Annotated in this window: 13 protein-coding genes; 6 read left to right on the plus strand and 7 right to left on the minus strand. The window is 66.3% G+C overall.

Features of this window, described 5'->3' with window-relative positions; all coding sequences use genetic code 11:
* Positions 1-17: 17 nt before the first annotated feature.
* The 4 genes from G9Q80_RS09895 to dusB all read right to left on the minus strand — a co-directional run bounded on the left by G9Q80_RS09895 (position 18) and on the right by dusB (position 5,835).
* Positions 18-2,291, minus strand: coding sequence for a sensor histidine kinase NtrY-like (locus G9Q80_RS09895; protein ID WP_088715004.1), 2,274 nt, complete (start codon positions 2,289-2,291; stop codon positions 18-20).
* Positions 2,292-2,401: 110 nt separating this feature from the next.
* The gene (locus tag G9Q80_RS09900; protein WP_043139759.1) at positions 2,402-3,772 is read right to left on the minus strand and encodes a sigma-54-dependent Fis family transcriptional regulator; all 1,371 of its coding nucleotides are present in this window, start codon (positions 3,770-3,772) and stop codon (positions 2,402-2,404) included.
* Positions 3,773-4,855, minus strand: coding sequence for a two-component system sensor histidine kinase NtrB (locus G9Q80_RS09905; RefSeq protein ID WP_043139761.1), 1,083 nt, complete (start codon positions 4,853-4,855; stop codon positions 3,773-3,775).
* Positions 4,855-5,835 (minus strand): tRNA dihydrouridine synthase DusB, encoded by a 981-nt coding sequence (gene dusB / locus G9Q80_RS09910; protein WP_088715005.1) that lies wholly within the window; start codon positions 5,833-5,835, stop codon positions 4,855-4,857. Before dusB ends, G9Q80_RS09905 begins: the two co-directional genes overlap by 1 nt.
* A 196-nt stretch (positions 5,836-6,031) precedes the next feature.
* On the opposite strand from dusB, the gene G9Q80_RS09915 reads away from it, so the two are divergent.
* The 4 genes from G9Q80_RS09915 to G9Q80_RS09930 all read left to right on the plus strand — a co-directional run bounded on the left by G9Q80_RS09915 (position 6,032) and on the right by G9Q80_RS09930 (position 9,675).
* Positions 6,032-7,162: a bifunctional 2-C-methyl-D-erythritol 4-phosphate cytidylyltransferase/2-C-methyl-D-erythritol 2,4-cyclodiphosphate synthase gene (locus G9Q80_RS09915; protein WP_088715006.1), complete on the plus strand. Its 1,131-nt coding sequence runs from the start codon at positions 6,032-6,034 to the stop codon at positions 7,160-7,162.
* Positions 7,159-7,644 (plus strand): phosphatidylglycerophosphatase A family protein, encoded by a 486-nt coding sequence (locus G9Q80_RS09920; RefSeq protein WP_088668999.1) that lies wholly within the window; start codon positions 7,159-7,161, stop codon positions 7,642-7,644. Before G9Q80_RS09915 ends, G9Q80_RS09920 begins: the two co-directional genes overlap by 4 nt.
* The gene (locus G9Q80_RS09925) at positions 7,641-8,105 is read left to right on the plus strand and encodes a CinA family protein (protein ID WP_232788195.1); all 465 of its coding nucleotides are present in this window, start codon (positions 7,641-7,643) and stop codon (positions 8,103-8,105) included. The genes G9Q80_RS09920 and G9Q80_RS09925 overlap by 4 nt, the downstream gene beginning before the upstream one ends.
* Positions 8,106-8,496: 391 nt before the next feature.
* Entirely contained in the window at positions 8,497-9,675 is a 1,179-nt protein-coding gene (locus G9Q80_RS09930) for an ammonium transporter (protein WP_043139773.1), read from the plus strand.
* Between the two features lie 90 nt (positions 9,676-9,765).
* Here G9Q80_RS09930 and G9Q80_RS09935 read toward each other — a convergent pair whose 3' ends face one another.
* The 3 genes from G9Q80_RS09935 to G9Q80_RS09945 all read right to left on the minus strand — a co-directional run bounded on the left by G9Q80_RS09935 (position 9,766) and on the right by G9Q80_RS09945 (position 12,224).
* The gene (locus G9Q80_RS09935; RefSeq protein WP_088715007.1) at positions 9,766-11,034 is read right to left on the minus strand and encodes an MmgE/PrpD family protein; all 1,269 of its coding nucleotides are present in this window, start codon (positions 11,032-11,034) and stop codon (positions 9,766-9,768) included.
* Positions 11,035-11,092: 58 nt separating this feature from the next.
* Complete coding sequence (locus G9Q80_RS09940) at positions 11,093-11,629, minus strand: hypothetical protein (protein ID WP_088715008.1); 537 nt, start codon at positions 11,627-11,629, stop codon at positions 11,093-11,095.
* 151 nt (positions 11,630-11,780) lie between these two features.
* The gene (locus G9Q80_RS09945; protein WP_074620348.1) at positions 11,781-12,224 is read right to left on the minus strand and encodes a type II toxin-antitoxin system RatA family toxin; all 444 of its coding nucleotides are present in this window, start codon (positions 12,222-12,224) and stop codon (positions 11,781-11,783) included.
* Between the two features lie 70 nt (positions 12,225-12,294).
* On the opposite strand from G9Q80_RS09945, the gene hpt reads away from it, so the two are divergent.
* The gene (hpt, locus tag G9Q80_RS09950; protein WP_043139779.1) at positions 12,295-12,834 is read left to right on the plus strand and encodes a hypoxanthine phosphoribosyltransferase; all 540 of its coding nucleotides are present in this window, start codon (positions 12,295-12,297) and stop codon (positions 12,832-12,834) included.
* A gap of 97 nt (positions 12,835-12,931) precedes the next feature.
* On the plus strand, positions 12,932-14,461 hold the full coding sequence (locus G9Q80_RS09955; RefSeq protein ID WP_088715009.1) for a Hint domain-containing protein: 1,530 nt from the start codon (positions 12,932-12,934) through the stop codon (positions 14,459-14,461).
* The last annotated feature ends 3 nt before the right edge of the window (positions 14,462-14,464 follow it).

Genomic DNA, 14,464 nt, shown 5'->3' on the forward strand with positions numbered 1-14,464 from the left:
CTCTCATTTCTTCGTGCTCAAACATCTTCCAGCTCCGCCGCCCGCGGCAGCTCTGCCGCACGGTTCAGCGGCAGCCGCACAACCGCCATCGCGCCCTGGTGCGCGCCCTCGGCGAAGGCGGGCGCATCTTCCAGCACCAGCGTTCCGCCATGTTCCTCGATGATCTTCTTGACGATCGGCAAGCCCAGACCGGTGCCTTTGTCGCGTGTCGTCACGTAAGGCTCAAACAGCCGCGCGCGGTCCTCGGGCAGGCCGATGCCATTGTCCATGATACGGATCTCGGCGCGGCCCTCCTGCGCCTCCGCCGTGACGCGGATTTCCGGCTGATAGTCTTCGGGCGCGCCCTTTTCCTGCAGGCTCTCGACCGCTTCACCCGCGTTCTTGATCAGGTTGGTCAGCGCCTGGCCGATCATGGTGGAATCCAGTTCCGCCGGCATCGGCTCTTCCGGCAGGTCGGTGACAAAGCGGACACCAGGCTGGCCGGTTTCCTGCATCAGGACTTCGCCGCGCAGGATCTCACACAGGTCCTCGGGGCGACGTTCCGGTTCCGGCATCCGCGCAAACTTGCTGAATTCGTCCACGATGCGGCGCAGGTCGTCGGTGCGGCGCATGATCCGTTCCGTCAGGTCCGCGACCTTTTCCGCATCCGGTCCGTCCAACCGCTTGGCAAAGCTGCGCTGGATGCGTTCCGCCGACAGCTTGATCGGCGTCAGCGGGTTCTTGATCTCATGCGCGATACGCCGCGCCACGTCGCCCCAGGCGGCCATCCGCTGTGCGCTGACCAGGTTCGTCACGTCGTCAAAGGCGACAACGTAGCCCTCCAGCGAGCGATCCTGGCGCCGCCGCGTGGACAGGCGCACCAGCAGGTGTTCCAGCCGCCCCTCGCGGCTGACCTTGACCTCTTCCTGCGCGGTTTCCACCGCCTCGGCCCGTAACCGTTCAAAGAGCGCGCCGAACTCGGGCACCGCCACGCCCAGCGGCACGGCGCGGTGGGTTTCGTGCCAGCCCAGCAACCGCTCGGCAGAACGGTTGACGAAAGTCACCTTGCCTTCGGCGTCCAGTCCCACCACCCCGGAAGTGACAGAGGACAGGACGGAATCGAACAGCCGCTGGCGGCGTTCGATCTGGCGGGTGTTCTCCAGCAGGGTTTCGCGCTGGCCTTTCAACTGGCGCGTCATCTGGTTGAAGTAACGCCCCAGCATGGAAATCTCGTCGTCGCCCTCTTCTTCGGGCACCTGCACGTCCAGATCGCCGGACCCGACGCGCTGCGCCGCCCCGGTCAGGCGCCCCACCGGGCGACTGAGCCGCTCGGCGAACCACAGCCCCGCCCAGGTCGCCGCCAGGATCAGCAACAAGGCAAAGCCAAGGTACAAGAGCGCAAAGTCGAACAGCCGCCGCCCCCGTTCACTTTCCTGCTGCTGGTAGAACCGCGCGGTTTCCTGCGTCTCGTCCAGCAGGTTGAGGATCTGCCCGTCGACCTCGCGGCTGACATAAAGGTATCGGTCGGCAAAAGCTTCCAGCGGCAAGAGGGCGCGGAACTCGTTGTTGTCCCAGTCCGGGATCACGGTCACGCCCTCGGCATCGGCGCGCAGAAAGTCGGCCACCGAAGGTTCCTCGAAATCGAACAGGTAGGACCGTTCGCCGCGCGCCCGGATGCGGCCGGCGCTGTCGATGACAAAGGCCTCGCGCAGCCCGCGCTGGATCTGGGCCTGCCCCTGGCTGAGAACCTGGCGCAGCTCGCCGTCGTCCATGACGAAGTTGCGGCGGCGGTTGGCATCGAGAAAGGCCCCCAGGGCGCGCGCATCCTGAATCAGCCCGGCGCGGCTTTCTTCCTCGTAGGCCTCGGCGGCGGAGAGCGAGGCGCCGACGACGTTCTGCACGCGGCTGGAAAACCAGGTTTCCAGGCCGATGTTGATGGTCAGCACTGCAAAGACCGCCACCGTGACGGTCGGCAGCAGGGCCATCAGCGCAAAGGCCGCGGTCAGCCTGAGGTGCAGGCGGGAACCCGCCGATTGCGCCCTCCGGTCGGCCACCATGCGGGCCACCCGCGCCAGAAGCAGCGCCGCCAGCAGCAGGACATAGACAAGGTCGGCCAGCAGGACGAGTCGCAGCGACAGCGCCCCTGCCCCCTGGTCCAGCGGTCCCAGCACCATGAAGGTGGCAAAGGCCAGAACCGGCCCCAGCGCCACCAGGAACAGTGCCACGATATTCTGGAAAAGCCTTGTCCGACGCAGGCGTGAGAATGACCCCCAGGTCGGAAATCGGTACAAAGAGCGTGCCCGCGTGGCCACAGCCTATCCTCGTCAATGTGCCGACTCTGGGTATCCAGAGACCGGCGACCGCCATATTTTGTGGCCTTCTCACCACGCCGAGGCGGCGGGGCCACACTTATGTGGCCCTTTTACATCAACTTCCGGCGGCGTGTCACGCGAATATCAAGGTCGGTGATCTTCTTGCGCAAAGTATTGCGGTTGATGCCAAGCAGATCGGCGCATTTGGCCTGGTTGCCGCCCGTCGCCTCCAGCGCGATCTCGATCAGGGGCGCCTCGACCTCGCGGATGATCCTGCCATAAAGCCCCGGCGGCGGCAGCATCGCGCCATGCAGGTCGAAATAGCGCCGCAGGTGGCGGCCCACGCTTTCGCCCAGCTTGTCGCTGTCGCCGCCGCGCAGGACCGGTCCGGTTTCCGGCTGGTTGCCCAGCACCGCCTCGACCTCGCTGCGCGTGATTTCCTCGGCCCGGCTGGTAAGGCTCAGGCGCCGCACGGCGTTTTCCAGCTGGCGCACGTTGCCAGGCCAGGAATAGACGCGGAACAGGTCCGCCGCCCCTTCCGACAGCCAGCGTTTCGGCGCGCCTTCGCGTTCGGCCCGGTTCAGGAAGTGTTCCGCCAAGAGCGGGATGTCCTCGACCCGTTCACGCAGGCTGGGCACCGCGATCGCCGCCCCGTCGAGTCGATAGAACAGGTCCTGTCGCACCTTGCCGTCCTCGATCAGCGACTGCGGGTCATGCTGGGACGAGGCGAGGAAACGCGGAACGTGATCGCCCGGCACATCCATCATGCGCACCACGCGGGCCTGGATCTCGTCGCTGATGTCGGCGATCTCGTCGATCAAGAGCGTGCCGCCCTTGACCCGCGCCAGCACCCGCGCCGGCCCGTCGAGGTCCGACAGATCCGATCCGGTGACAGTGATAAAGGGCAGCGTTCGCCGATCGCTGAAATCATGCAGCGCGCGGGCGATCAGGGATTTGCCCGTGCCGCTTTCGCCGGTGATCAGCACCGGCAGGTCGGTGTTCATCACCCGCGCGACAAGCCGGTACAGCCCCTGCATCGCCGGGGTCTTGCCCACCAGCGGCAACTCGTCCGGTTCATCCGCACCCACCACGGGCTCTTCGCGCTTGGGCGCCTTGTTGCGGTTTTCCAGCGCCCGCGCCGTGCGCTTCATCAGGTCCGGCAGGTCAAATGGCTTGGGCAAGTAGTCGTAGGCCTCGGCCTCGGCCGCCTGGATCGCGGTCATGATCGTGTTCTGCGCCGAGATCACGATGACCGGCAGCCCGGGCCGGTCCTCGGAAATCTTGGGCAGCATCTCCAGCCCGTTGCCATCGGGCATGACGACGTCGGAGATGACCACGTCCCCCTTGCCCTCGCTCACCCAGCGCATCAGCGTCGTCAGGCTGGACGTGGCATGCACTTTGCATCCCGCCCGTGTCAGCGCCTGCGTCAGAACCGTGCGGATCGTGCGGTCGTCATCGGCGACCAGAACTGTGCCATCCATCTAGCTGCTCTCCTTTGGCGCCGCAGGTGCCCGCGGCAGGGAAATGCGAAAAACCGTCTTGCCCGGAACGCTGTCGACCGAAATCCATCCGTCGTGATCCGAGATGATCTTGCTGACCAGCGCCAGGCCGAGGCCGGTGCCGTTCTCCTTGCCCGATACGAAGGGGTCAAAGATGTCGCCCTTGATGTCCGGGGGCAGACCCGGGCCGTCGTCGATGATCTCGACCTGCAACGGCAGCGTCTGGCCCGAGCCATCGGCCCGCCGCAGCCGGAAACTGTGTTCGTAGAAGGTATGCAGGCGGATCGTCCCGCCCTCCTTCGGATCGGCGGCCTCCGAGGCGTTCTTGATCAGGTTCAGGACAACCTGCAGCAGCTGATCCGGGTCTCCCAGGGCCATCGGCAAAGAGGGATCGTAGTCCTCGATGATCTTCATGTGCGCCCCGAACCCCAGCAGCGACGAGCGCCGCGCACGGTCCAGCACATCGTGGATATTGACCTCGCGCAGTTCCGGCGCCGAGAGGTTTCCGAACTGCTCGACCTGCTCCAGCAGCTTCACGATCCGCCGCGTCTCGGCCACGATTAGATCCGTGAATTCAAGGTCATCCTGGCCGATGCTCATGCTGAGAAGCTGGGCCGCTCCGGCGATACCGGCCAGCGGATTCTTGATCTCGTGGGCCAGCATCTCGGCCATGCCGATGGCCGATTTCGCGGCGGATTTCACCGAATGGCTCTGCGTCATGCGCCCGGCCAGCTCGCGCGGCGAGATCAGCATCACCATCCAGCCCGGACGCCCGGACAACGGCGCAATCTGCAGGTTGCAGACCAGCGGCGGACGCGCGCCCGTTCCCACGTCGACGTCATTGACGAAGAGCGGCGTGCCATGCTCTCGCGCCCTCAAAAAGCTTTCCTCCAGCGGAGCATCCACCGCCAGCCGGTCCCAGATCGGCTGACCTGTCAGCCACTTGGAGGAATTGTTCATGAAGCCTTCGGCCGCCGGGTTCAGGTCGGCGATGCGATCGTCCTCGTCGATCAGGATGGCCGGAACGGGCAGCGAAGACCAGATGTTGGGGTCTGTTTCACTCATCAGGCTGCCTCCACCTCGGCGCTCAGCGCCTCGGGCAGGAGATCCAGCACCGCCTGCGTGTCCCGTTCGGTCAACAGGCGCTTGCGCAGGCCCGGCGGCGTATTGGCCGCGTCCATGTACCAGCCAAGGTGCTTGCGCGCGACGCGGTTGCCCAGCGTCTTGCCGTAGAAGCCCAGCATGGCTTCGTAGTGCCCCGACACCATGTCGATCAGAGCCGCGCCCTCGGGCACCTCCGGCGCTGGCGTTCCATAAAGCGCATGGGCCACCTCGGCCAGGCGCCAGGGCGCGCCCTGCGCCCCGCGCCCGATCATGACACCATCGGCGCCAGAGCGGCTCAACGCCGCGCGCGCCGCTTTGGCGTCAATCACATCTCCATTTGCGATAACAGGCACTTGCACCGCCTTCTTCACCTCCGAAATCGCGGCCCAATCGGCCTTGCCCTTGTAGAACTGGCAGCGTGTGCGGCCATGAATGACGATCATCTTCACCCCGGCCGCCTCGGCACTGCGGGCGATCTGCGGCGCGTTCAGGTGATCCTCATCCCAGCCCAGTCGCGTCTTCAGCGTCACCGGCAGGTCGACCGCCTCCACCACCGCCTCGACCAGGCGCAGCGCGTGATCCGGCGCACGCATCAATGCCGATCCGGACCAGCCGCCCGTCACCTTCTTGGCGGGGCAGCCCATGTTGATGTCGATCACCCGCGCGCCCATGTCGGCGACCACGCGCGCCGCCTCGGCCATCGGCCCCGGTTCGCGCCCGGCGATCTGCACGCTGGTGTTCTCGATCTGTGCGCCCAGTTCCGCCTTTTCGCGGGTTCCGGGACGTTCGGTCAGGAACTCGCCGCTGGCGATCATCTCGGACACGACCAGCCCCGCGCCAAAGCGCGAAACAAGCGTGCGAAACGGCAGATCGGTGATTCCCGCAAGCGGAGCCAGCAAAACGGGTACGGTGATCCGCCGGTCTCCAAGATCAAAGCCCAATTGCCCAGTCCTTGTGCGATGGCGTGTAAGTAACCTCTGTCTTCGAGACTTATGGGAGAGCTTTGTTTTCTTCAATCTATCCGGCCCAATTCGAGGGCGCCCCCAGAACAAATGCCCATTTTTTAATCAATCACCCCGCCGGATTGCGCACCACCGTACCTGCGCCTATGAGAGGACGGCACAGATCGGACGGACCATGCAGACAGGGATCATCATCGTTGCGGCCGGACGCGGAACGCGGGCCGGCGGCGGGTTGGCGAAACAATGGCGGCGCGTGGCGGGCAAGCCGGTGGCGCGCTGGACGCTCGAGGCCTTTGCCGGGCGCGGCCCCTTGGTCATGGTGGTGCATCCCGACGACATGACTCAGGCACAGGCTGTTGCGGCGGGGCTGGACCTGCGGATCGTGACAGGTGGTGCGGACCGTTCCGCCTCGGTCCGCGCGGGGCTGGAGGCCCTGGCGCAGGACTCGCCGGACCACGTCCTGATCCACGATGTTGCCCGGCCCTGCGTGTCGCCTGCGGTCATCGACGCCGTGCTGGACGCGCTGGACCACCATCCCGGCGCCGCACCGGCCGTGCCCGTGACCGATGCACTCTGGACGGGCGACGGCACCCGCGTGACCGGCACCCGCGACCGCGAGGGCCTGTACCGCGCGCAGACGCCGCAGGGGTTCCGCTTTGCCGAGATCCTGGCCGCCCATCGCGCGCATCCCGGAGGGGCCGCCGACGATGTGGCCGTGGCCCGCGCCGCCGGGTTGGACGTGGCCATCACACAGGGCGACGAGGCCAACCTAAAGATCACCACGCCGGGGGATTTTTCCCGCGCTGACAGTTACTTGCGAGGACAAATGGACATTCGCCTGGGAAATGGCTTTGACGTTCACGCCTTCGAGGAAGGCGACCATGTCATCCTCTGCGGCGTCAGGATTCCGCATAGTCACAAGCTGAAAGGCCACTCCGATGCGGATGTGGGCATGCATGCCGTGACCGACGCCATCTATGGCGCCTTGGCCGAGGGGGACATCGGGCGGCACTTTCCGCCTTCGGACCCGCAGTGGAAAGGCGCGGCCAGCGAGATATTTCTGCGCCATGCGGTCGAACTGGCGCGGGACCGCGGCTTCGCGATCGGCAACATCGACGTGACGCTGATCTGCGAGCGCCCGAAGGTCGGACCGCATGCGCATGAAATGACGGGTAAAATGGCGGAAATCATGACATTGGACGCGGGACGCATCTCGATCAAGGCCACCACTTCGGAACGGCTGGGCTTCACCGGACGCGAAGAAGGGATCGCGGCGCTGGCCACCGCGACGCTGGTGTCGGCATGAGATGGCTGGCCTCTGTCGGCGGGGTCGGCTACCTGCGGCCCGCCTCGGGCACCTGGGGATCGCTGGCGGCGCTGCCGCTGGCCTACGGGATTCACCTGCTGGGCGGGTTCTGGCTTTTGCTGGTGCTGACGCTGCTGGCCTTCGGGCTGGGCTGGTGGGCGGTGCAACACCTGACCGCGCAGGGCCACGGCGAAGACCCATCCTGGGTCGTGATCGACGAGCTTGCAGGCCAGTGGATTGCTATCTTTCCAGTCAGTTACGGCGCCATGTTCATGGGCGTTGATGTCTGGCGGCTTTGGCCCGGCTGGGTCGCGGGCTTTGTCCTCTTCCGTCTCTTCGACATCTGGAAGCCCTGGGTGATCGGGCGCATCGACCGCATGGGCACCCCCTTGGGCGTGATGTTGGATGACGTGGTGGCGGGCCTGTTCGCCGCGATTGTCGCAATCGCCCTCGCCGGCCTGTCACATGGAGTCCTGATGTGAGCATTGCCAGGCAGGTCATTGAAAAGGCTTCTGAAAGCGGAGTCTCGATCACCACAGCCGAAAGCTGCACCGGCGGCATGGTCGCTGCCGCGCTGACCGATATTGCCGGATCTTCGGCGGTCTTCGAACGTGGGTTCGTGACCTATTCCAACGCCGCCAAGACCGAAATGCTGGGCGTCCTGCCCGCCACGCTGGAAGCGCATGGCGCGGTGTCCGAAGAGGTCGTGCGCGAGATGGCGCTTGGCGCCCGCGCCGCGGCACGGGCGGATGTGGCTGTTGCGATCAGCGGGATTGCCGGGCCCGGCGGGTCCGAGTTCAAGCCCGAGGGCCGGGTCTGTTACGGCCTGGCCAGCGCAACGGGCGTGATCACCGAGACCATCGAACATGGTGCAATCGGTCGCGCAGAAGTGCGCGCCGCGGCAACGAAACACGCGTTGGACCTGATCCTTTCGGCGCTTTGACGGGCGCTTTCAGTTTGTACAAAACGTACGAAACGTACGTCGATTCCAGCATTTTGTACAAAGTGACCCCGGACGCCTGACCGGGTGGCTGACCAAGCCGTTCCGGGGGCGCATCGGGCTTTTGCTAGCCTGAAGGCATCGCAACATGCCTAGAAAACAGGCAGTTTAACGATTCCGTCGCCCGCCGCCGTACGCCGGGGTAAGCCATCGTAGACGGAGCTTGAGACTTCCTTTCTTTGCCCGATATGCGGGCATTATCCAAAATTTAAGCCTATTCTTGAGGCTCTTTGCAAAGAGCCACCGTTTTGCGCGCCTCTTGACCCTGATGCCGCTTTTTTCCGCATCCAATTTCGTCTTTCTGCCCCGCAATCCAAGAGGAGGGACAAGAGACATGAACGGAGCGGATACCGCCTGGATCATCGTGGCGACAGCCTTGGTGCTGTTCATGACGCTGCCGGGGTTGGCGCTGTTTTACGGCGGCCTCGTGCGGGCACGGAACGTGCTGAGCGTCTTCATGCATTGCTATGCCATCGCCTGCCTGATGAGCGTGCTGTGGTTTGCCATTGGCTATTCCATCGCCTTCGGCGAGGGCAACGCGCTCTGGGGCGGGCTGGACAAGGTCTTTCTGAACGGCATCGACGCGGACACGCTGGCGGGCACCCTGCCCGAGGTGCTGTTCTTTGCCTTCCAGATGACCTTTGCCATCATCACCCCGGCGCTGATCGTGGGCGCCTACGTCGAGCGCGTGGGGTTTGGCTTTGTCCTGATCTTCTCGGGGCTGTGGATGCTCTTGTGCTATGCGCCGGTGGTGCACTGGGTCTGGGGCGGCGGCCTGCTGGCCGGCGATGCGCCTCTGTTCGGTGAGGCGGTCAAGGATTTCGCCGGTGGCATCGTGGTGCATGAGACCGCTGGCCTGGCGGCACTGATCATCGCGGTCTTCCTTGGGCCGCGCCGGACGCAGACGCATCCGCCGCACAACCCGGGCTATGTCATGATCGGGGCGGCGATGCTCTGGGTCGGCTGGTTCGGCTTCAACGGCGGCTCGCAACTGGCGGCGGACGGCGGCGCGGCGATGGCGCTGACGGTCACGCATCTGAGTGCGGCAGCGGCCTCGCTGACCTGGGCGCTCTGGGAAAAGGTGAAGTTCGGCAAGGCCTCGATGGTGGGCATGGTGACGGGGACGATCGCGGGGCTGGCCTCGATCACCCCGGCGTCGGGCTTTGTCGGCCCGGTGCAGGCGCTGATCATCGGCGCGGTGGCGGGTATCCTCTGCCAGGAGGCGGTCAACCTGATCCGCAACAAGCTGCGGATCGACGACACGCTGGACGTCTTCGCCGTTCACGGTGTCGGCGGGATTTTCGGCACGGTGATGATCGCGGTCTTTGGCCTGGGGTCCTGGGCGGCGCAGCTGGGGTCGCTGGTCGTGGTCGGGGTCTTTACCACGGTCGTGACGGTGGTGCTGATCTACCTGGTCAAGGCGGTTGTGCCGCTGCGGGTCGACGAGGAAAGCGAGGTCAACGGGCTGGACATCTCGGTGCATGGCGAACGGGCCTACGACCACGCCAGCTGAGGCAGCTGACCTGTGACGACGAACGGGCCCCGGCGGGGCCCGTTTTCCTTTGGTGAAAGGTCCCGGGGCAGGCCCGGGACGGGGTCACGCCTAAGCCAGCAACCCGCAGAATGCGGCGCGGTCGCCACGATCCACGGCCTGCCAGAGCGCCTGGGCACGGGTTTCTCCGACAAGGGCCGCGGCCTTGGCGTGCAGCCGGGCGCGGCGTGTGTCCAGCGTCATCGGGCTTTCGAGATCGAAACTGGCCATCCGCCCCTCCTTGGGGCCGTCCAGCGTGACCAGCGCCTCGGTCTCTTTCAACTCATCCTTGCCCACCACCTCGACCCGGTCACGCAGGGCGATCACCGCCGGATCGGCGCAGAGCGCGTCGCTGTAGGTCTCCAGCGCGGCGGTGTCATGAGCCAGGAGCGCCAGCGCGACGACGGTGCGATAGCTGAACTTGGCGCCAAGCCCCGTGGTCGGCGCGGGCAAATTGCAGACGGTGAGCCAGCGCGGATGGGTGAAAACTGTGATCCCGGAGATCTGCGCCGGGTCCAGATCGGGCATCGTGGCCAGCGCCTCGAGCGTGGCGTGCAGCCCGTGACAGCAGGCGTGAAACTTGTGGCTGAGGCTTTCCAGCAGGGCGCCCAACGGCTGGTCCGTGCTGCCGTCGCAGAGGTGGGTCTGGACAAAACCGTTGGTACAATCGAGCGCGTCCGGGTTGGATATGAATCCGCGCGCGGCGAGGAAAGCCGCCTCTACCCCGTTGGCGGCGGCGATGCCGGCGTTGAAGGGTTTGCCCATCGTGCCGAATTGCGACTTGAGGCCGGAGGCGCGGGTGGCGGTCAGACCAAGCGCATGCAGGCATTGATCCTCGGTCAGGTCCATCAGTTCGGCGGCGGCAAGGCAGGCACCGAAGGCCCCGGCGGTCGCGGTCTGGTGATAGCCCGCCTGGTAGTGCGACCGGCCAAAGCGCAGGCCGAACCGGACAGAGGCCTCTGCCCCCAGGCGCGCGGCGGCGAGGATCTGTTGCAAGGGTTTGTCGAGCCTCTCGCCCACCGCGAGCGCCGCCGGCAGGACGGCCACGGAGGGGTGGCCGATATGGGCGAAATGCGTGTCGTCATAATCCAGCGCGTGCGAGGCGGCGCCATTGACCAGCGCGGCGGTCCGCATCGGCGCCCGTCCACCGCCAAAAAGCGTGGCCTGCGGCGTGCCGCCCTCGTCCTCGGCCAGGGCGCGGGTCAGTTGCGACACCGGCTCTCCCTGCCCCGCGATGCCGCAGGCGGCCCAGTCGAGCGCGGAAAGCGCCATGATGGCGCGCGCGGTCTCGGTGTCGGCGGCGCGGGCGGCCTCGATGATCGGGGTGAAGGGGGATGTCATGGGGCGCCTCCGGCTGTGGTCCGCGGCGCAGACTAGCCGGATGCCCGGCGAGGTAAAGTCACTCTGCCGGGTCGGGTCCGGTGACGCTGCGGGCGGCGGCATAGGCCGGGGCGGCCCGTTGCAGGGCGGAACTCGCTGGCGCCGGCCCGCCGGGCAGGCCCTGCGGGGGTGCCGAGCCGTCCAGGACTGCCTGTTCGGGGGCATGATCGGGGGCATGATCGGGGGCCTGTTCGGACGACTGTTCCGACGGTGGGTCGCGGCGGCGCCGGTCGCCCTGCCGGTCCCGGCCCTGGCGGTCCTTTGGGCGCCGGTCCAGCCCGTTGATCGCCGCCGCCGCAAGCCTGCCGGTCTGGCTGGTCGAGACGACGGGCGGCGGGGCGGGAACGGGCAGCTGTGCAGAGGGTGGCAGGACCGCGCCCGTGGCCATCGGCGCCCCGGCGCCATTGGGCGCGGCCCCCGAGGGCGCGCCCTGGGCGGCGGATTGCGGCGCCTGTCCCGGCGGCACCTTTTGCGCCGCGTTCCTGGCCGCCTGCGGCAGGCCGATCAGCTGCACCAGCGGCAGTTTCAGCGCGGCAATGTTGAAGACGGCGGGCATGAGCGGCTCCGAAACAGAGGTAACGGCCTGTTCGGAGATACGCCCGAAATCGGGCGAATTGGGGGCGAAGGCCCCCGGCAAGGGGGGATTCGCGAAAGTTGGTTAACGGCGCGCTGGTGGCGCCGGGGCCCGGGCCAAGCCCGCACCCATGTCACCCATACAGCTCTGCGGCGCGGCGTTCGAAGGCCCGCACAATGCGCTGCATGGCATCGTAGAAGAACATGCCCGCCGCCCCTTGCAGGATGCGGTTGCGGAACTCGAAGTCGACGAAGAAGGAGACCTCGCAGCCGCCCTCGACATCCTTGAACCCCCATTTCGACACCATGTGGTGAAAGGGGCCGTCGAGGTATTCCGTGTCGATGCGCATGTCGGCCGGCCAGAGCGTGACGCGGCTGCCGAACTTTTCCCGGAAGACCTTGAACGAGATCACAAGGTCGGCAAGCATCACCTCGTGATCGCCCATCTCCTGGCGCGAGCGGATGCGCGCCGCTGCCGTCCAGGGCAGGAATTTCGGGTAGGAGGCCACGTCCCCCACCAGGTCATACATCTGCTGGGCGCTATAGGGCAGCTTGCGGGTTTCTGAGTGGGTCGGCATGTCGCTCTTTTCGGGACTGAACAATGCGGCGGGATTTCGTATTGTCGGGCGGGAATTTCAAGGGAAAGCCATGACAAAGCGTCCTTATGTCGTAGACGAGATGATCTCGGCCAAATCCATCGCCGCGCGGATCGAGGCCCTGGCACAGGAGATCGACCGCGAGTTCGCCGACACCGACAAGTTGGTGGTGGTGGGCCTGTTGCGCGGCAGCTTCGTCTTCATCGCCGATCTCGTGCGCGAATTGCACCTGCCGGTGGAGGTCGATTTCCTCGAGGCCTCGTCCTACGGAGACGGCATGGAAAGCAGCCGCGAGGTGCGTATCCTCAAGGACCTGCGGTCGGGGATCGAGGGACGCGACGTGCTGGTGGTCGAGGACATCATCGACACCGGCTTTACCATGAGCCATGTCCTGCACATGCTGAGCGGGCGCGAGCCGCGCAAGCTGAAGGTCATCGCGCTGCTGGACAAGCCCACGCGGCGCGAGGTGGAGATCAAGGCCGACTGGACCGGCTTCGAGATCCCGGACGAATTCGTCGTGGGCTACGGCATCGATTTTGCGCAGCGCAACCGCAACCTGCCCTATATCGGCAAGGTCCGTTTTACCGACTGAGCACTGGGGTGCCTGACCGGCTGCCTAAGATGCATCGAAAGGGCATTTTTGTCCGCCGCGGGTTTGGTGTCAGGCTGCGCCCGGGGGGATTGGCATCATGGCGGTCATCACGGTCACATCGCTTGGGGACGTCACGGCAGACGACGGGCTGACCACGCTGCGCGAAGCGGTCGAACAGGCGGCCTCGGGCGACACGGTGGTTTTCGACGCCGCTCTTGCCGGCGGGCGCGTGGAGCTGACGCAGGGCCGGATCGGCATCGAGAAGGACCTGACCATCGACGGCGATGTCCTGGGGGCCGACCGGCGTGCCGACATCACGCTGGATGCCAATGGAGTCGACCAGATCTTTGCGGTCCGGGGCGTGTCCAGCCTGACGTTGAACGCGCTGGTGCTGACCGGTGGATCGGTCGGCGGCGGCGGGGCGGTCTATATCGCGGGCGACGCGACGCTGATCGTGGAGGCCTGTACCTTCACCGGCAACGCGGCCCCGAACGGCCCGGGCGGCGCGATCTGGAACAACGGCACGTTGACGATCACCGACAGTACGTTTGCCTACAACCATGCCTTCGGCAAGGGTGGCGCGGTCTTCAGCCAGGGGGTCATGACGGCGACGAACACGACCTTCACCAACAACACGGTCATTGCGGGCTATCCCGGCGAAGGCGGCGGGATCAGCGCCAGCGGCAATGCCAGCACCCAGTTGACGCTGATCGACTGCACGGTGACCGACAATGTCGCGGCGGGTACCGGCGCCACGGGCGGCGGCATTTTCCAGCAATTCGGATCGATGGCGCTGACCAATACCATCGTCAGCGGGAACACGGCGGATATCGGCCCCAACGTGACCGGCGATTTCACCGACAACGGCGGCAACGTGATCGACGTCGACCGGGCGCTGATCTTCGGCACCAACACGCTGGCCTACAACGGCGGGCCGGTCGCGACCGTGGCGCTGGTCGACGGCGCCACCAACCCGGCGCTGGACGTGGGCGTCTCGGCCCTGGCGGACGCGCGGGGCAAGCCGCTTTACGATGTGCCGGGCGTGGGCAATGACGGCAGCGCCTTTGCCGATGCGGGAGCCTACGAAGTGCAATGCTTTGCCGGTGGAACGCGGATCGCCGTACCCGGAGGAACGCTGCCGGTCGCAGAGCTGCGGACCGGCGACATAGTCGACACCGCCGACGGCATCCCCGTGCCCGTGCTGTGGATCGGACGGCAGAGCGGCCCGCCGCGCGCGTTGCAGGCGGTGCGCATCGGTGCCGGGGCGCTGGGGCGGGGCCTGCCCCTGCGCGACCTCGTGGTAACCGGCGATCACGGCCTGGTGCTGGACGGCACGGTGGTCAACGCCGCGGCGCTGGTGGATGGCGCGGGCATCCGCTGGATCCCGGCGCGCGACCTCCCCGCCCGGATGACATGGTATCACGTCGAAACCGAGGCCCATTCGGTGATCCTGGCCGAGGGTGCCCCGGCCGAGACCTTCATCGACTTTCGCGGCCGCCGCGCCTTCGACAATTTTGACGAATACCTTGCGCTATACGGCGCCGAGCGGATCATCCGCGAGATGCCCCTGCCCCGGATCTCGGCCCGCAGGCTGCGGGCGCAGGGATGCCGGGCACAGGACGCCTGAGGC

It is taken from the genome of Mameliella sp. LZ-28, assembly GCF_012274245.1.
Lineage (GTDB): Bacteria > Pseudomonadota > Alphaproteobacteria > Rhodobacterales > Rhodobacteraceae > Antarctobacter > Antarctobacter albus.